The sequence below is a fragment of the Erythrobacter sp. HL-111 genome (genome assembly GCF_900105095.1).
Taxonomy (GTDB): Bacteria; Pseudomonadota; Alphaproteobacteria; order Sphingomonadales; family Sphingomonadaceae; genus Erythrobacter.
Genome location: NZ_LT629743.1, coordinates 1,519,724 through 1,537,524 on the forward strand (window position 1 = coordinate 1,519,724; position 17,801 = coordinate 1,537,524).

At 68.6% G+C, this 17,801-nt stretch carries 11 protein-coding genes; 6 read left to right on the forward strand and 5 right to left on the reverse strand.

Annotation, left to right across the window (positions count from 1 at the left end):
• The first annotated feature begins 36 nt into the window (after positions 1–36).
• The gene (locus BLU08_RS07215) at positions 37–636 is read left to right on the forward strand and encodes an exopolysaccharide biosynthesis protein (RefSeq protein ID WP_157674476.1); all 600 of its coding nucleotides are present in this window, start codon (positions 37–39) and stop codon (positions 634–636) included.
• Between the two features lie 111 nt (positions 637–747).
• Entirely contained in the window at positions 748–1,293 is a 546-nt protein-coding gene (locus tag BLU08_RS07220; RefSeq protein WP_172800997.1) for a manganese efflux pump, read from the forward strand.
• A gap of 52 nt (positions 1,294–1,345) precedes the next feature.
• On the opposite strand, the gene BLU08_RS07225 is transcribed toward BLU08_RS07220, so the two are convergent.
• Positions 1,346–2,305 (reverse strand): hypothetical protein, encoded by a 960-nt coding sequence (locus BLU08_RS07225; RefSeq protein WP_090197462.1) that lies wholly within the window; start codon positions 2,303–2,305, stop codon positions 1,346–1,348.
• A gap of 107 nt (positions 2,306–2,412) precedes the next feature.
• Here BLU08_RS07225 and BLU08_RS07230 point away from each other — a divergent pair, with 107 nt between their 5' ends.
• Genes BLU08_RS07230 through BLU08_RS07245 form a run of 4 tightly spaced genes read left to right on the forward strand, consistent with a single transcriptional unit; the run spans position 2,413 to position 8,432 of the window.
• Complete coding sequence (locus BLU08_RS07230) at positions 2,413–4,857, forward strand: cyclic nucleotide-binding domain-containing protein (RefSeq protein ID WP_090197464.1); 2,445 nt, start codon at positions 2,413–2,415, stop codon at positions 4,855–4,857.
• Positions 4,857–5,762 carry a hypothetical protein gene (locus BLU08_RS07235; protein WP_090197466.1) on the forward strand — a complete coding sequence of 302 codons (906 nt, stop codon included), beginning with the start codon at positions 4,857–4,859 and terminating at the stop codon, positions 5,760–5,762. Before BLU08_RS07230 ends, BLU08_RS07235 begins: the two co-directional genes overlap by 1 nt.
• Positions 5,763–5,772: 10 nt before the next feature.
• On the forward strand, positions 5,773–7,551 hold the full coding sequence (locus BLU08_RS07240) for a cytochrome c3 family protein (protein ID WP_090197468.1): 1,779 nt from the start codon (positions 5,773–5,775) through the stop codon (positions 7,549–7,551).
• Positions 7,548–8,432, forward strand: a complete 885-nt coding sequence (locus tag BLU08_RS07245) for a metallophosphoesterase (RefSeq protein ID WP_233996133.1) — start codon at positions 7,548–7,550, stop codon at positions 8,430–8,432. Before BLU08_RS07240 ends, BLU08_RS07245 begins: the two co-directional genes overlap by 4 nt.
• A 13-nt stretch (positions 8,433–8,445) precedes the next feature.
• On the opposite strand, the gene BLU08_RS07250 is transcribed toward BLU08_RS07245, so the two are convergent.
• From BLU08_RS07250 to BLU08_RS07265, 4 genes are read right to left on the reverse strand one after another with little or no spacing between them, the layout of a single operon-like run.
• Complete coding sequence (locus BLU08_RS07250; protein ID WP_172800998.1) at positions 8,446–12,597, reverse strand: hypothetical protein; 4,152 nt, start codon at positions 12,595–12,597, stop codon at positions 8,446–8,448.
• On the reverse strand, positions 12,597–14,459 hold the full coding sequence (locus BLU08_RS07255) for a hypothetical protein (protein WP_090197471.1): 1,863 nt from the start codon (positions 14,457–14,459) through the stop codon (positions 12,597–12,599). Before BLU08_RS07255 ends, BLU08_RS07250 begins: the two co-directional genes overlap by 1 nt.
• A 3-nt stretch (positions 14,460–14,462) precedes the next feature.
• Entirely contained in the window at positions 14,463–16,424 is a 1,962-nt protein-coding gene (locus BLU08_RS07260; RefSeq protein WP_090197473.1) for a heme-binding protein, read from the reverse strand.
• Entirely contained in the window at positions 16,424–17,722 is a 1,299-nt protein-coding gene (locus tag BLU08_RS07265; RefSeq protein WP_233996153.1) for a cytochrome c family protein, read from the reverse strand. The genes BLU08_RS07260 and BLU08_RS07265 overlap by 1 nt, the downstream gene beginning before the upstream one ends.
• Positions 17,723–17,801: the final 79 nt, after the last annotated feature.

A 17,801-nucleotide genomic window follows, 5' to 3' on the forward strand; every position in this document is an offset into this window, starting at 1 on the left:
GTTGCCAGAGCCCCGACGGTATCGCCGGAAGACAGTATGAGCGATGACGCGAACGCGAAACTTGTGCCGGAAGTTGCCGATCTTCTCGACCGTCTCGACGATCTCGGGCGGTCGCAAGATCACGTCACGCTCGCCGAAATCCAGAAATGCCTCGGCCGCGATGCGTTCGGTCCTACCTTGCTCGCGGTCGGCCTTCTCGCCCTGAGCCCGATCGGGGACATCCCCGGCGCGCCGACGATCATGAGCTTCGGCATCGTCCTCGTCGCCGGTCAGATGGCGCTCGGGCGGAATGTCCTGTCGCTCCCGCGCTTCCTTGCCCGGCGAACCATAAAGGCCAGCCGCCTGTGCAAGATGGTGAAGGTCGTCCGGCCCGGCCTGCGATTCCTGAGCTATGTCATCCGGTCGAGAATCAGCTTTCTCACCAGGGGGGCGTTCGAGCGCGCGATCGCGGTGATCTGCGCCCTGCTTGCGCTGACGCTGCCCCCGCTGGAATTCGTGCCGTTCGGGGCGACGGTTCCATCCTCGCTCATCACGGGTTTCGCCCTCGCCATCGTGACGCGCGACGGATTGCTCGCGCTGGTGATCGCGGCCTTGCTGATCGCGGCGGGGTATTACGCCATCACCCACTTCGCCTGAGATCATCCCCGCGGGTGGCGCAGGTTCGCGGACCCGGCAACCGGCCTTGGCCGTTGATCTCCGTGCAGGCCCGGCGCGGGCTTGCCAACGATGGAAGCAAGGACTGTTCGAATGATGGAGCTTTTGATTCTCGGCGTCGTGATCGGAAGCAATAACTTCGCGGTTTCGCTGGCGCTGGGTTCGCTGGGCCAGAAGGTGCGCCGCTGGCGGATAGTTTTCACGTTCGGCTCGTTCGAATTCGCCATTCCGCTTCTGGGCATGTGGCTGGGCCAACAGGCATCCTCCGCCATTGCCGATGCGGCAGGGTGGCTCGGCCCGACATTGCTCGCGCTGCTGGGCATCTGGACGGTCGCCGTCGCCTGGCGCAGCCAGGAAACCGCCGAGGAACTGGCCAGCCGGACGACCACCTGGGGCGGGCTCCTGATGCTTTCCGCCGGCTTGAGCCTCGACAACCTGCTGGTCGGGTTCAGCCTGGGCCTGCGCGAAGCCGATCCGCTCGCGATCGCGGCGACGATCGCCGTGTTTTCGATGACGTTTGCCTGGCTCGGGCTGCAGCTCGGCAACCGGGCGCGGGAAACCCATCGGAAATGGGCCGAAGCGGGCACGGGAATGCTGCTGATTGCCCTCGCGGCGGCGATGGCGACAGGGGCGATCTGATCGCGCGCGACCCACGCCGGCCCGCGCCCCGCCCAGACCCGCGCGGACCGCCCTATTCGATCCCGAGCATCTGCGCCTGGCGCCGCAGCTCGTCGGCTTCGCCGGGGTTCGCCTCGATCGCACTTGCCAGCGCGGCCTTCGCCTTGGCCGGTTCGCCCAGCGTCATGCGGCTTCGCATCAGCATCGCCCAGCCGTCGAGGTTGTCGGGCTCGCCTTCCAGCCGCGCCTCGAGCTGGGCGACCATGCCTTCGGCCATCGCGCGCTGTTCGGAGGGCGGCAGGCCCCCTGCGGCTGCGACCTCTTCCTCGCTCGGGCCGCGAACGCTTGCCGCACCGGCAGGCGCGCCGCCCATGACCGGCGGCATCCGCCCTTCCATCGCGGCGGCAAGACGCCGGTCGGTGTCGATATCGTGGATCTGCCCGACCTGGCGGATGGTCTGGATCAGGTTCCGCTCCCAAGGCGCGTCCGGCGGCGTGTCCGAAAGCAGCGCGAGCCAGTCTGCGATCGCGCCCTCGTGATCGCCGTCGAGGTCCTTCTTCACGCCGAGGAAATAGCGCGCGCGCGGATCGGTCGGGTCGAGCTCGACCGCGCGCCGGAACGCAGCGAGCGCCGGCTCGGGCATCGGGTCGGCATCGGCCGCGCTGGCATCCTCGGCATAGAGCAGCGCCTCGCCCAGGGCGGAAAAGAGGATCGCCGTCTCGTCGTCGATGCGGGTCGCGTTCTGGTAGGCCTCGGCCGCTTCGGCGTAATCCTCGCGGGCGAAGAGGGCGGCGGCGAGCGCGGCCCAGGCGTCGGCATCCCCGGGCGAAGCTTCGGCGGCGGCGCGCAGGTCGTCGATCGTCGGCCCTGCGTCGGCGGCGCTCCCTTCGGCGCGCGGTTCGTCCGCCGCCCCGCCCGCGCCCGCAAGGTTGTACGCGACCGAAGCCGCCGCCAGCAGCGCCGCCGCGCCAAGCAGGATCCAGCCCGCCCTGTTCGAGCCCTTGCCCGTGTCCGTCCCGATTTCCCGTGCCATTGGGGCGCGCTAGCAGGGCGGGGGGAAAGGGGCAATTCTCTCTGGCATCGCGGCGCGTTTCGCCTATGCTGGCCTCGGAAAAAATCTATCCGTAAGGGGGGGATAGATTGTCGGATCTGCTTGAAGTCGCCATTGTCGGATCGGGGCCTGCGGGGCTGAGCGCAGCGGCCCGCGCGGCGGCGCTCGGCATGAGCCACGTGCTGCTGGAAAAGGCCGACCACCTCTCCGACACCATCTTCAAGTACCAGAAGGGCAAGCACGTGATGGCGACGCCCGCCAATCTCGTGCTGCGGAGCGATTTCGATTTCGCCGCGGGCAAGCGCGAGACGATCCTGGGCACGTGGGACGAACAGGCCGCGAGCCAGGGCGTCAATGTCAGGCTCAACGCCGAAGTCGCCGAAGTGACCGGCGAGAAGGGCGATTTCGCGCTGAGGCTCAAGGATGGCGGGACGGTGCGCGCCAAGGCGATCGTGCTCGCCATCGGGACACAGGGCAATCCCAACCGCCTGCGCTGCCCGGGCGCGGATTCGCCGATGATCCAGTACCAGCTCGACGATCCCGGCGAATATTACGACGAACACATCACCGTCGTCGGATCGGGCGATGCCGGGATCGAGAACGCGCTCGGCCTCGCTGCCGACGACGCGCAGCGCAACGTGGTGACGATCCTCAACCGCGGCGACAGCTTCGCCCGCGCGAAGAAGGACAACGTCGCCCTGCTCGAAGAGGCGGAGCGCGACGGGCGGATCATCGTCCGGCGCGAGACCCAGCCGGCGGAAGTGCGCGAAGGCGAGCTCGTGCTCGACACGCGCGACGGGCAGGAAACGATCCGCTGCGACCGCATCATCGCGCGCACCGGCTCGCAGCCGCCGCGCGGCTTCGTCGAGGCGATGGGGATCGAGTTCACCAGCGAGGACCGCGGCGCCTTCCCCCGGCTCTCCCCCGTGTTCGAGACGACCAAGCCCGGCATCCACGTGATCGGGGCGCTCGCGGGGTATCCGCTGATCAAGCATTGCATGAACCAGGGCTACGACGTGATCGAGTTCCTGAACGGCAATCTCGACCTGAAGCCCGCGGACGAGCCGATCCTCGCCGAGAAATTCGCTTCGCTCCCCGGCGATCGCGACGTCGATCACTGGCTCGGCGTGTTCGGCGGCAATATCGAGCTGCTCGCCGACCTCTCGCCGCTGCAACTGCGCGAGCTGATGCTCGATTCGCGCTGCCATGCCTACGAACCGGGCGAGGTCATCTTCCGCCGCAACGCGCCAGGTTCCTCGATGTTCGCGATCGCGCAAGGCTCGGTCGCGGTCGAGGTCGATCCGAACGACCCGTCCGTCACCGTTCCGATCGGCCAAGGCGAGATCTTCGGCGAGGTCGGCCTCATTTCCGGTCGCCGGCGCGGAGCGACGATCCGCGCGGCGGAGCCGGTCGTCGCGCTCGAACTGTCGCGCACCGCCGCGCTGAAACTGATCGCGACCTCGCCCGGCGCGGCGCGCGCGGTGACGCGCATTTCGATCGAGCGGCAATTGCTCCAGATGTTCGGATCGGGCCTCACCAAGCAGGACGTCGCCCCGCTGGTCGACAGCGCCGAAGTGATCGAGGCGCGCGCGGGGCAGGTCATCATCGAGGAGGGGGCGCACGACAAGGACGTCTTCATCATCCGGCGCGGATCGATGATCGTCGAAAAGTCGATCGGCGGGCGGCAGGTCTTCCTCTCCTATCTCCCGGCGGGCAGCTATGTCGGGGAAATGGCCGCGATCGACGGTTCACCGCGCACGGCGACGGTCAAGGCCGCGATCAAGGCCGAGGTGATCCGCCTGCCGGGCGAAGGCTTCGTCAAGCTGCTCGACGACCATCCCGCCCTGCGCGAGTCCGCCTTGCGGGAAATGACGAAGCGGCGCGAAATCAACGCCTTCATCGAAAGCCGCAAGGACAGTTTCGGCGGCGCGGTCGACATGTATTCCGAGACCGCGCAGTTCCTCGTCGACCAGGGGCTGGGCGAAGCGACGGACGTGCTGCTGATCGACGAGACTTTGTGCATCGGCTGCGACAATTGCGAGAAGGCCTGCGCCGACGCGCACGAGGGGCTGTCGCGGCTCGACCGGGAGGCGGGGCGGACCTACGCGCACCTCCACGTGCCGACCTCGTGCCGCCACTGCGAACACCCGCACTGCATGGCCGACTGCCCGCCCAACGCGATCCACCGCGGGCCGGACGGCGAGGTCTTCATCGACGAGACCTGCATCGGCTGCGGCAATTGCCAGCGCAACTGCCCCTATGACGTGATCCGCATGGATCCCAAGCCGCCCAAGAAGCCCTCCTTCCTGCAATGGCTGCTGTTCGGCAGCGGGCCGGGTCCGGGCGAAGCCTCCTACGCCTGGCGCAAGCGGCACGGCGATCCGGAAGAGCCGAAACAGGCGATCAAGTGCGACATGTGTTCCGGCATCGACGGCGGCCCCGCCTGCGTGCGCGCCTGCCCGACGGGCGCCGCGATCCGCGTCTCGCCCGACAAGTTCCTGACCTATACCAAGCTCACCCAGGACATGGCGTAATGGCGACGAGGGTGACGGGGGCGCAGGAGGGGGCGCAGGGGGCGACCAACCGCTTTCGCCGCGACGAGAAGCGGCGCGATGCCGACCATGAAAGCTTCCTGCGGCACCGCAACTGGCGCTGGCTCAAGGTTGCGCTGCTGGTAAGCGCGGCAGCCATCCTCGGCTATGCGCTGATCGACCAGGAGCCGCGGCCCAACGGGGGGACGTGGTACGGCTACACCCTGGGGACGGTGGGCCTCGTGCTGATCGTGTGGCTTTCGCTGCTGGGCGTCAGGAAACGCTACATCACGACCGGCAACTGGAGCCTCAAGGCGTGGACCAGCGCGCATGTCTGGCTGGGCCTGTCGCTCGTCGTGATCGGGACGCTGCACACGGGTTTCCAGGTCGGCTGGAACGTGCACACCCTCGCCTATGTCCTGATGCTGCTGGTGATCGCGACCGGGATCTACGGCGTCCATGCCTATGCGACCCTGCCGCGGAGCCTTTCGGCCAATCGCGGCGAGATGACGCGCGCGCAGATGCTCGAAAGCCTGACCGCGATCGACCGCCAGCTCGAATCCGCCGCGCAACCGCTCGGGCGGCGCGAATCCGACCTCGTCATCGCCGCGCTCGGACAGGACGTGTTCCACGGCGGGGCATGGGGGCGGCTGACCGGGTCCTATCCGAACTGCGCCACGGCCAAGGCGATCCGGCAGATGCCTGCGGAGGCGAGCGGGGAAGCCGGGGCCGCGCTCGAGCGGGTCCACGGCCTTCTTGCCCGCCGGTCCGAACAGCTCGCCCGGATCCGACGCCACCTGCGGATCCGCGCCGCGCTCGAGATCTGGCTCTTCATCCACGTGCCCGCGACGATCGCCCTGCTCGCCGCCCTGCTCGCGCATGTCGTGAGCGTGTTCTACTACTGGTGAGGCGGCGGGCATGGCGTTCCTGATCCGCACGATCGACACGACCGCCGCCGGGCGCGAGATCGTGCGCGAGCGCGTGGCGCAAGAGGATCGCATCACCGTCGGGCGCGCGGCCGAGAACGCGATCCACCTGCCCGATCTCGCGGTCGAACAGAACCACGTGACGATCACCGCGCTCGGCCCCGATGCGCTGCGGGTCGAGGCGGTGGGCACGCTCGGCTTCGCGCTCGACGGCAGGACCACGCAGGGGGCGACGATCGACCCCGGCGCGGGCGCGGAAATCGCGCTCGGCTCGGCCCTGCTGGCGATCGCGCGCGAACCCGACGGCCAAATCAGCATCACCATCCGCCAGGCCGAAAGCCGCGAGGGCGCGGGCGACGCGCTCGCCGGGTTCGAGCTGGCGAGCGCGCTGCCGGACAAACGGACGATGAGCTGGGCTTTCGCGGGCGCGATCCTCGTCCTGCTGCTGTCGGTGCCGATCGTCACGCATCTCACCCGCACCCCGGTCGAAAACGATCCCGAAAGCGACGCGCCCGGACAGGTGATGTTCGACGCCGCGTGGTCCTCGGGCGAATTGTCGCTCGCCCATCACCAGCTCGAGGACAATTGCGAGGCGTGCCACGTCACGCCCTTTGTCAGCGTACAGGACGCAACCTGCCTCACCTGCCACGAGGAGCTTGGCGACCATGCGAAAATGCCGCGCCTTGCCGCCGGGATGCCGCCGCTGTCCACGGGCGATGCGATCCAGTGGAGTATTGCCGAAACGCTCGGCAAGGAAGGGCCGCTCGGCTGCGTCTCCTGCCACGCCGAGCACGAAGGCCCGGTCAGGCTCGAGCCGGCGAGCGAGCGGTTCTGCGCCGACTGCCACGGCGACCTCGACACGCGGCTGACCGATACGAGCCTCGGCAACGCGCATGATTTCGGCGAGAAGCACCCGCAATTCCGCCCGACCTTCTTCACCCGGCTGGGCGCCCGGGAGCCGATGCGCGTCTCGCTCGCCCGCAACCCTGTCGAGCGCAGCGGGCTAAAGTTTCCGCACGATGTCCACCTCGACCGGCAGGGCGGCGCGGCGCGCATGGCCTTGAGCCTGCCGGGATACGGCGCGCCGCTCGACTGCGCCGACTGCCACGAAGAGGAGCCCGACGGGATCGGATTCGAACCGGTCGTGATGGAGGAGGCCTGCGAAAGCTGCCACAGCCTCGTCTTCGCGCGCACCGCCAGCGGCCTGCGCTCGCTGCGCCACGGCGATCTCGACGATTTCCGCGAGGACATGGCGATCCTCTCGCGCTCGCCCCGGCCCGATCTTGGCGGGGTGCGCCGGCGGCCCGGCCCTTTCGCGCGCGGCGGGGCCTATCACGCCGATTTCGGTCCCCCGGTGCGCTCGCTCGTCAGCGTCCACGACGCGCTCCAGCCCGGCGGGGTGTGCGGCGAATGCCACATCCGCACCACCACCGGGGGCAGGCCCGACCTCGTCCCGGTGAACCTGCCGGACCGTTTCCTGCGGCACGGCTTCTTCAGTCACAAGGCGCACGAGGACGAGAAATGCAGCGATTGCCACGATGCGGCGACCTCGAAGGCGGCGAGCGACCTCCTCATCCCCGACCTCGAAAGCTGCCGGGACTGCCACAAGGGCGCGGGCGCGGTGAAGACGCGCAAGATCGTGCCTTCCTCCTGCGCGATGTGCCACGGCTATCACACGCCGACCATGCCGTGGCGGCCGGAGGACCACCCCGAAACCCCGGAAATGCCGGTCGATAACCTCGCGGCAAGACTTGGAGGACCAAGACGATGAACATGGCGGGGGAAAAGGAAGACGCGGGGGCCGCGATCATCGCGCAGGTGACCGACACGCATATCGGCTATGATCCGGGCGCGGGCGAAGCCGAATTCAACTACCTGCGGCTCATGGCGGTGATCGATGCGCTGATCGCCCTGCCGAGCCGGCCCGACATGCTGATCCTGTCGGGCGACCTTGCCGACAGCGGCGATCCCGATTGCTATGCCCGGCTGAAAGCGGCGGTCGAACGCTGCCCCTTCCCGGTCTACCCGATGGCGGGCAACCACGACGACCGCGCCGAATTGCTGCGCGCCTTTCCGGGCCATGCCGACGCCAACGGCTTCGTCCAGTTCACCGCCGAGTGCGGCGGCCTGCGCGTGGTGTGCCTCGACAGCCTCGAGCAGGGCCGCCACGGCGGAGCCTTCTGCGAACGGCGCGCGGGCTGGCTCTCCGCCGAGCTCGAGGCGCATCCGCAAACCCCGACGCTGGTCTTCATCCATCACCCGCCGGTCGTCGCCGGGATCGACTGGATGGACCCGCGCCCGCACGAGGAATGGTTCCGCCGCTTCCACGACACGGTCGCGCCGCATCGCCAGGTCGTCGGGATTCGCTGCGGCCACCTCCACCGCCCGCTGCACGCCATGGTCGGGCACATCCCGCTTTCGGTCACGCCCGCGGTCGCGCCGGCCGTGGCGCTCAACCTCAGCCCGCTCGATTTCGACCACGCGGACGCGCGCCCGATCGTGACCGCCGAGCCGCCTTTCTACAGCCTCCACCGCTGGCACGAAGGTGCGCTGGTGACGCATTTCCAGCCGGTCGGTGACTGGCCGACGCTGGCGCGTTACGAGGACCGGCTCGTGCCGATGATGCAGGGGCTCGCCGCGGAGCGCGAATAGCGCCCAGCCCGCTTTACCGTCCGCCCGCGCCCAGGCCCGGGATCATCGCCGCCCCGCGGCGCTGCGGCCCAGCCTCGCGCCCGACCCAGCTGCCCATGTCGGCGGCATCGGAAACCTTCCACGGCACGCCCGAACGGGTCAGGAACAACCGCTCCATCTCCGCCCGCGTGAAGGGCCGCGAGCCGAGGCGGCCGAACACCGCGATCTGCCCGCCCGTCTCGTCCACCGCGCGGTCCCGGTCGAGCCCCTTGGAAAGCGCGATCGCGGGCGAGGAGGTCTTCGCCCAGGCGATCAGCTCGGGCACCGGCGCGGGGCTGAACCCGTAGAAATTGCGCTGGCTGTCGGGGCTGGTGAGCTGGAGGACCTTCACCCCGTTCCGCCCGTCCGCGACATAGGCGAAGAGCGAGGCATTGGTCGAGGCGACGATCACGTCCTCGGCATCGTCGAGCGTGCCGCCCAGGGTCACCTTGCGGTAGACCTTGGGCGCGCGCGGGCGTTCGACATCGAGGATGACGAGCCCGTCCCGCTTCGCCGCGACATAGGCATAGGTGCGCGCCACGTAGATGCGCCGCGCGTCCGCCAGCGGCACGGTCGCCTCGGGCACGGCGACCGGATCGCGCAGGGTGGTGACGTCGAACAGCTTCACGCCTTCCGCATCGCTGACCCACAGGTAGCGAAACTGGATCGCGCTCGCCCGCGCATCGGGAAGCTCGCGCACGGCGGCGATCTTCGGCGCTTTCGGATCGGCGAGATCGACCACCACCAGCCCGCGCTTCGCGGTGATGTAGGCGACTTCGCCCGCAAGGTGGATGTGCCGCGCCCCGTCGAGCACGCCGCCCGGGTTCCACGCCTGCGACCCATCGGCGAAGGTCAGCCGTTCGAGCCGGTTGTTGCGGAAATCCCCGTCGGCCAGCGTGTTGACATCGACCAGCACCAGCCCCTCCACCGCATCGGTGACGACGGCGTAATCGTAGACGGCCAGGAAGTCCTGCTCCTGGTTCATCTCGCGCATTCCGGGCGTGTTGCGATCGGGCGCGATCGGCTGGTTGGTGGCGAGCGCCATGCAGGTCGCGTTCGTCGTGCCGACGTGCGTGTCGTGGCCCAGCGCGGAAAAGGGCGCGGTCAGGATGCGTTCGGACACGCCCTTGTTCGCGATCGAGGCGACGTCATAGGCGCGGAAGCCCCCGCTGCCTTCGGCAACGAACATGTATTCGCCGCGCAGCTGGAGGCAGCCCACGCGGTCCCGCGTGCCTTCGTGGACGTTGACGAATTCCTCGAACGGTTTCGTCTCGCCCGAAAGGTTCGCGTCGAAGGTCTTGCCGCGCACCCAGTCCTTGAGCTCGCGGCCATTGTCCTCGACATGGGCGCGCCAGTAATCGGGATAGGCATAGCGGTGCAGGTAGGAGCCGAGCACGGCCTGCGGCTCGTCGTATTCGGTCACGCGGATCGCGGTGAAGCCGTCTTCGAGCCCGGTCCAGGCGTGCATCCCGACGAAGTTCACGTAATTCGTGCCGAGCAGCAGGAGCTGTGCCATGATCGCGTTGTTGTCGTCCCTTTCGGACAGGTGGCAGTCGGAACAGGTCTTGGTCTCGGTCTTCCTTACCGTGTGCGGGAAATGCGGGGCGAAGGCCTGGCTCGAAAAGCCGATCGAGCTGATCGGCGGCTGCTGCACGTAGATCCGCTCGCGGTTGATGTTGGTCGAGGACAGGATCAGCGCGCTGGAGGAGCGCACGGGCGCGACCTGGCCGCCCTTGGTCGTCTGGTGCTTGCCGAGCTGGAACATCTGGTCGCGCGCGACCTGCGGGTTGTAGGTCGCGAAATTGCGCGTCTCGCCGCCTTCGTAGCGGTGCGACTTGGTCTTCCAGTTCGCCTCGATCGGCAGGTGGCAGCCGCCGCAGCTCGTCGTCCAGGACAGGTGGCAGGTGAAGCAGGCCATCTCGCCTTCGCGGTGCGCGCGGTCTTCGGCGGCGACACCGGTCCCGAATTCGAACCGCCCGGTCTCCGCGCCATAACGGCTCATCAGCTTGGCGCGCGCGGCCTTGGCGTTGAATTCGGGCGTTGCCGGATCGACCGAGTTCCGGACGAGGCTGACTTCCCATTCGAGCTTCGGATCGACGATCGAGCGCTGGATCAGCCGGCGCGCGCCGCCCTCGCCCTCGACCCATTCGAAGCGGCGCTTGCCATCGGGATTGCGGAGCAGCGCGAGGTCGTGACCCCCGGGCGGAGCGGCCGGGCCGCTGGTCCTGAGGGTCGGATAGGCATCGGCGGTGCCATGGCAGTCCTTGCAGCCGATCTCGATCGCATTGGCGACCTCTCCGTAGATGAGGCCGTTGCCGTGGCTGTCCTGTTCGAAATGGCAATCGGCGCATTGCATCCCCTTTTCGGCGTGGATGCTCATCAGGTGTACTGCCTTGCCCGGGTTGGTGCCCGGCTCGACGAACTTGCCCTCGCCCTTGCGGCGCCATTTCTCGGGGTCGTCGGGGTCGATGATGTTGCCGTCGGCGTCGAGCAGGTTGCCGTAACGGTCGCGCTTGAAGACCGCGCGGAAGTTCCAGCCGTGGCCGTGATAGTCGGCGAACTGCGTGTCCTTCAATTCGGGGTTGAGGTCGTAGACGTTGCGGAGGAAATCGAGGTCGGCCCAATTGCCTTTCGGTGCCGCGCCTTCAGGGTTGCGGTCGAGCACGGCGCGCACCTCGTCGGCGGTGGGGTATTTCTGCTGCGCGGGCCACATGTGCGGCGCGTCGCTTTCGTAATCCCACATCGTGTAGCCGAGATAGGAATTCAGGAAGATGTTGGGCTGGTGCATGTGGCAGTTCATGCACTGGCTCGTCGGGATCGCCCGGGTGAAGACGTGCTGGAGCGGGTGGCCCTTCTCCTTCGGCCTGCCGTCGGGGGTGAGCAGCCCGTCCTCGCCGTTCTTCCGGCCGGGGCCGGCGCCGAGCGCGGGCTCCGCGTCGTAGGTGCCGCCCGGACGCTTCAGCGGGGCATGGCCCGATGCCCTTTTGCCTTTCGCGTCCCCTTGCATCTTGCCCGCGATGGTCGGGTCGGCCGTGATCGTCTGCCCGTCACGGCCGTATTTCGCATAGATCAGCGAATGGCGCGGCTCGCGGTCGTTGGCGTAGATCACGTGGCAGCTCGCGCAGCCCGAATGGCGGTAGTCGCCCGGCTGGTCGTTCGTCCCCATGAACCAGGTGAAGGGATCGTTGAGGCGGGTCTTGTGGATGTTGAGCACGGGGATCGCCACGCGCAGGCCCGTGCCGGGACCGCGGTTCGACTGCTTGAGGTCCGGGCGGCCCGGTTCCTCGAGCCGCTGGATCTGGCCGGTGGGGTTGGGAATGCCGATTTCGGGGAACTGCGAATTGATCGTGCGCCCGCCGCGCTCGAACACGCGGAAGATGTCGCCCGGCGGAATGACGTGCCAGGTCGGCAGCGGATACATCTCGGCCAGCACGCCGCGCGCCTTCTGCGCCTCGGTCAGCTTGCCGCTCGGCCCGGTGGGCGTCACGATCTTCGCCGGTTCGCCGGTGCGCGTGTAGGCTTCGCCCAGGAGGTAGTTCTTGAACGGCAGGATGCCGTTGTTGTAGCTCGCCCCGCCCCACAGCATCGCGCCAGTCGCCATGATCGAGCGTTCCGCCGCCTCGATCGCCTGGATGTGGCACGCCCCGCAGGATTCGCGCGCGACGCGGTAGTCCGACGGGTTGATGAACTTGACGTATTCCGGCGATTCGTCGTTGAGCAGGGCATAGGACCGTTCGGGGTTCGCCGAGGAGGGGAAGTGCCAGCTCTTCGGATATTTCGGCAGGACATGGGCGCGGTCGCGCGCGGCGACGTAGTCGGGATGGTCGTGCGGAAGCTCGGAATTGCCGCGCACGCTCGCATCGCCGCCATGGCAGTCGGTGCAGCCGAGCCGCACCGCGGGCGAAAGGTGCATGGTCGGCGCGTCGGTCTTGACGTGGCAGGTGGTGCAGCCTTCCGACTTCGCCAGCATCTCCATCACCGACTGCCGCGCCGGGGCGGGCGGCGCGATGACGCGGGAATAGTCGCGCTTGACCGGCTTTTCCTTGTCCGCCGCAAGCCCCTCCCCGCCCAGCATGACGAGGCCGAGGGTCAGCGCCGCGACCAGCAGCAGGGCATGGCGAATTGCGAAGAAGCGGAAGACAGCCATCAGTAGGTCAGCACCACGTTTGCAAGGACCGAGTAGAACTCGTTCTGATTGCCGAGATTGTCGAACAGGTCGCGAAATCCGTCTCCGGCCAGCAGCGTCGCGGCCGACAGGCGCAGGACGATGTTCTGCGTCGCCTTGGGCCGCCAGATTGCCGCCGCCGACAGGTCGAAGCCGATCTCGCGCGGGATCGAGCCTTCGTTACGCAGGGTCTCGACCACGGCGGTGTCCTCGAACCAGAGGTGGTTGGCATTGGCCGAAAGCCGGAATTCGGGGGTGAGGTCGAAATCCGCGCCCAGCCCGGCGAGGATGAGGCCCGGGTTGTTGAAATTGGACTGGCCCTGCTCCTTGCTGGAGCGCAGGTTGTTGAGCAGCCCGTTGCGCCCGTTCACCGATACCGCGCGCCCGCCGCCGGCGAAGGGGATGGTCTGCCTGATCCAGTAGGACGTGTCCGCGCCTGCGAAGACCGGGTTTTCGAAGATCGCGTCGAAGCCCGTCTCGTCATCGTCGAACGGATCGCTGTCGCCGCTCTGATAGGCGCCCGACAGGCGGAAGCGCATCCAGTCCCTGTCGTAGCTCGCCTCGGCTGCGAAGAACTGCGCGTTGATGTCGGACGGGCGGCCGGTGAAGAAATTGTCGCGGTTCTCGCCCAGCGCCCAGTATGCGCTTGCCGTGACGTTGATCCGGCCCACCCGCCCGTCCGCATTGTAGCCGAGATAGACCACGTCATAGTCCCGCCCGCGCAAATTGCCGAGCAGCGCCGGGCGCACCGGGAAACCATTGGTGTCGATCTCGATGTCGTCGCCTTCGCGGTTGCGGTTGTAGACCACCGTGAACTGGCTGGTGAGCGCCGGGATCAGGAAATCCTGCCGGTAGAGGTTCGCCACGAAAACGAGGTCGTCGCGCGGGGAACGGACGATCGAATTGAGGCCCGAATTGGTGTCCTTCTCCAGCCGCCAGAACGCGCCGAGGTTGAACTGCACCCGGTTGTTGTCGCGCGACCCGAACAGGCGCACGCCCAGCTGCTGGTCGTTGAACAGGAAGCCGCGGAAGTCGGACTGGAACGGCTGTATCCCGGCACGGATCGAGATGAAATCGAAGCGCGAGGTGTCGAACTGCGTGAAGTGGTAATCGACGAAGGCTTCCTGCACGCCCAGGAAATGGTCGAGCCGGTCGGAACCGCGCGACGGTTCGACGAACAGCACGCGCCGTTCGGGCACGTCGACATAATTGACGTTGTAGGCGAGCGTGACGCGGTATTCGACGCTGGGCGGCTTGTAGGCGGTCGAACCCTTCAGCAGCGCGAAACCCGCGATGAAGGTCTGCGACAGCACGGTGGAGAAATCGTTGCCGAACACGTCCAGCCGGTCCGGGTCCTCGGTCGTCTGGATGCCGACGGGGATGGGAAAGGTGCGCGGTTCGTAGACCGTGTCTGAGATGAGATTCGCGACGAAGAACCAGTCGTCCCCCGTGATCGGCAGCCACGGCACCTTGTCCGGTTCGATCGGGCGGTCGCCCTTGTAGGTGTTCTGGTTGTAGGGATCGAGCAGGTTCTCCCGCACGAGGCCGAGGCTCTCGATCAGCCGCCACCGGTCGGGAATGGGGAGCTGGTCCTTGGGGAAGGCTTCGGGCGGCGGGGCGCGCACGGCGCCCGGATTGTCCTGCTCGATCGTCTCGGGCAGTTCTTCGTTGAAACCCGGCCGCTCGCGCCCCTCGATGATCCCGGGATCGACCGGCGGCACGTCCTGCTCCCATTCGGGCTGCTCACGCTCCTGCTGCTCCTGCCGTTCGGCCGGCTTTCCCGCCTCCTCGGGAGGAGGGGCGCTCTGGACCAGCAGGGCCACGGGAAGGAGGAGGAGCGACATGGCTTACAGCCCCTCGCACACGTTCTGTTCGGCCGTGTCGAGGAACGGGGCGAAGGGGCAGTTGACGTAGCGCAGCCGGACCTGCCGTCCGCCGACCTGCACCACGATCCGGTCGGCGCGGATATCCTTCGGCGCATTGCCCACCCCGCCCACGCGAAGCCCCGCGTTGTGAAGGCCGAGGAAGCTGATCATGTCGTCCTGGTCGATCCCGTCCCCCGACACGCCGATCCCGCCGACAAGCACGTTGCCGCGATAGACCGGGACCGATCCGGGGAAGATCTGGATGCCGTTGCCGAGCCGGGTCGCGCCGGGCGTGACCTGCGGCAGGCTCGTGCAACTGGCGGGCGTGTCGCTTGTCGCCTGCCCGGTGACGAAGCCGAGATGCCGGGCGAGATTGCCCACGATCAGCGCCGATTGCAGGCCGGTAGAGAACGGGTTGAACCGTTCGATCGGGCGCGAGAGCGGTCCGTGCGGCTGGCCCACCTCGCCATCGGGGAAAAACGGCCGCGAGAGGTTCCCGCCCGTCCGGTCGGCATAGGCGAAGGTTCCGGTGAGCGCATTCGGATCGCCGAGGAAATCGCGCACCCGCTGAACGAATTCGGGCACTTCGCCCGCCGCGGCGGAGAGTTCGGCGGCGGCAAAGGGGGCGGAGAAGAAATTGGCGGTGCGCGCCTTCTGCAGGCTCACGTCGATCCCGAAAACCGGCGCATCGGGCGAGCGCACGATGCCGAGCACGGCCCCGCGCGTGTCGACGAGGCTGATCGTCACCTGCGCCCGGCTGTCGAGCGGCTGGCGGATCTGCGCGCGCGCCCGGCTCATGACGGTGAAGGCTTCCTCGAGGATCGCCCGCGCCTCGCCCTCGCTGAGCGGGGCCGCGATGTCGGCCGCGTCCGTCCCGCCCCGCACGGGGAAACGGTTCGTCCCCGCCCCGTCCGAAAGCACGAAGGCATCGCGGATCGCGAATTCGGCCGCGGTCGATGGCCTGATCCCCGATCCTTCCGTCCCGAAGGCCGCCCCGGCCAGCAGGGCCTCGCCCGCGTAATAGCCCGTCACCGGCACCAGCGCCCCCGCCGTCCCCGCGAAACTCGCCCCGGCGACATCGGCGAGCGCGGTGTAGGCGGTGTCCGAATAGCGCAGGCTCGTCCCGTCGGCGAAGATGCGGTCGGCGCGGATGCTCACCGGCGCCTCGAAGCCCACCGTCCCGGCGAGCGCGATCGCCTCGTCGGTGTCCGTGTCGAGGTCGAGCACGTTGGCATCGAAGCCATAGACCCCGTCCGCCAGCACGCCCACGCCGCCGACGACGACACCGTTCTTGTAGAGCGGGAAGCCGCCCGGGTCGGCCGACAGCCCGAGCGGGGAGCGTTTTGGCCCGATCGGCCCGTCGCTCGCACGGCGCACGAGGTCGGAACACGGCAACTGGCTGAACTGCACGCCGAACAGCGGCCCGCTTTCGAGGCCCGGCGTGGTCGGCGCAGGGGGAAAATGCTCCTGCACGATCATCGAGGCGGTGCGGCTCGAAAAGGCGTTGCCGCCGCTCGAGAGATAGGCCCCGGTGATCGCCTTTGCGATGGCGGCGGCCTCGGCCGGCACGTCGAGCCCCTGCGCGTCGAGGTTCTGCCCGTCGGGCGCATCGGGAATGGCGGCGAGCGCGGGCGCGCCGGGCATCCGGAACACGGCGAGGACATTGCCCACGCGGTCGGTCACGGCGATGACGGCGGGCGTGCCCTGCGCGTCCGCCTGCGCGGCGGCCTGCGCGACCACCCGGCCGACATCGGCGCTCGACAGGCTTTCGGCAGCGGGCACCGAATAGACCGAGCCCGAGACAGGAGGGGACGGCGGCGGGGGCGGCGCGGGCGGCGGCGCGCTGCCGGCGCCATCGCCGGGCGCATTGCCGTCCTCGCCCCCGCACGAGGCAAGCGCCAGCGCACTCGCCGCGAGCAGGGCTGTCACCCCCCGAAAACGCATCAGCCAAGCCTGCCGATCGCGCCCGCCGCGGTGCGGAGCGCGCTGCGGAACTCCGCCGGGCGGTAGGAATTGGGCTCGGCCACCGCCTTGTAGGCGCGGTTGATGTCGGCGCGGATTCCGGCAGCGGCGGCCATCGTCACCCGTCCGTCCTTGACCAGCGCGTTGAGGAGCGTGTCGATCGCCATGACCGCCTGCACCGAGCCGGCGTAATCGGTGAACCGCGCGGCAGTCGCCTCGTCCGCGATCAGGCGGATCACGCCGAAGGCATCGTCATTGCCGTAGGCGCGCGCGTTCAGGGCGTCGGACAGCGCGCCCGCGCGCGCCGAGAGCCGCTTCGCCGCGTCGCGCGCGGCCTCCGGCCCTTCGCCCATCGCCGCGTGGAAGCCGCGGCTCGCCGCGCGGAACGCGTCCGCCTGCGCCGGGACCAGCACGCCCGCGACGGCGGAAAGCATGATGATGTTCTCGTCGTTGAACGGCGGGTTGCCGAAGGGGATCGGGCGGCCCGGATTGGTTTCGAACGTGAGCCTGCGCTGCGCCGCGTCGGTGATCGTGCGGTGGCAGGAATGGCAGTCATAGAAATAGAATTGCGGAAATGCCCCCTCCATCGCGAATTTCGGCTGCGCGAAAAGCCCGGTGGCGCGGCGCACCGCTTCGGCCTGGCCGACCGCCCAGAACCGCACCGCATCGGGCCGCCCCTTGCGCTCGATGTAGTCGCCATCGACATCGTGATGCTGCTGGAGCGCGCTGAACAGGTCGAGCTCGAAGGAAATGCGCGGGTGGCCCGCCGCCATCATCGAATGGGTGACGAACTGGCCCCGTTTCGCCGAGCCGTAATGGCAATCGAGGCACACCCCGGCGCGCGCCTGCGGCTGCTCCAGCGGCACCAGCCCTGCCGCCACGTTCGAGGCATGGGTCGCGGGCCGGGCGTAATGCTCCGCCAGCCACTTGCCCGACGGGCCGTGGCACGATTCGCAGCCCACGCCTTCGGCAAGGACGAACCGGTCGCCGCGCCGCGCGGCAGGCGCGAAGGTCGTGTGGCAGCCGAGGCAGGCGGGGGCTTCGGTGGCGCGACCGAGGCCGAGGCTGTCGGCGATCTGCTGGCCGCGGCGCGACGCGAGCGAGGCATAGGCCCGCGAATGCGCGCCGGCGGGCGAAGCGGGATTCTGCCAGGTCGCGATCTCGTCCTGCCGCACCACCGCGCCATTGCCTTCCGCGCGGCCGTGGCAGGTCGATCCGGCGCAGCTTGCGACGCCTTCGTAGGTCGAGGTCCCGCCGGCGAAGGTCGCGGGATAGCACATGACGAGCGCAAGGACGCCGAGCAGCCGGGCGAATCGGCCCTTCGCGCGCCCGGTCCGGTCGCAGTCGGCACGGCGGAGC

Coding starts and splice junctions, on each gene's coding strand:
- BLU08_RS07215 (WP_157674476.1), top strand. CDS start 37: ATGAGCGATGACGCGAACGCGAAACTTGTGCCGGAAGTTGCCGATCTT.
- BLU08_RS07220 (WP_172800997.1), top strand. CDS start 748: ATGATGGAGCTTTTGATTCTCGGCGTCGTGATCGGAAGCAATAACTTC.
- BLU08_RS07225 (WP_090197462.1), bottom strand. CDS start 2,305: ATGGCACGGGAAATCGGGACGGACACGGGCAAGGGCTCGAACAGGGCG.
- BLU08_RS07235 (WP_090197466.1), top strand. CDS start 4,857: ATGGCGACGAGGGTGACGGGGGCGCAGGAGGGGGCGCAGGGGGCGACC.
- BLU08_RS07240 (WP_090197468.1), top strand. CDS start 5,773: ATGGCGTTCCTGATCCGCACGATCGACACGACCGCCGCCGGGCGCGAG.
- BLU08_RS07245 (WP_233996133.1), top strand. CDS start 7,548: ATGAACATGGCGGGGGAAAAGGAAGACGCGGGGGCCGCGATCATCGCG.
- BLU08_RS07250 (WP_172800998.1), bottom strand. CDS start 12,597: ATGGCTGTCTTCCGCTTCTTCGCAATTCGCCATGCCCTGCTGCTGGTC.
- BLU08_RS07255 (WP_090197471.1), bottom strand. CDS start 14,459: ATGTCGCTCCTCCTCCTTCCCGTGGCCCTGCTGGTCCAGAGCGCCCCT.
- BLU08_RS07260 (WP_090197473.1), bottom strand. CDS start 16,424: ATGCGTTTTCGGGGGGTGACAGCCCTGCTCGCGGCGAGTGCGCTGGCG.
- BLU08_RS07265 (WP_233996153.1), bottom strand. CDS start 17,722: ATGTGCTATCCCGCGACCTTCGCCGGCGGGACCTCGACCTACGAAGGC.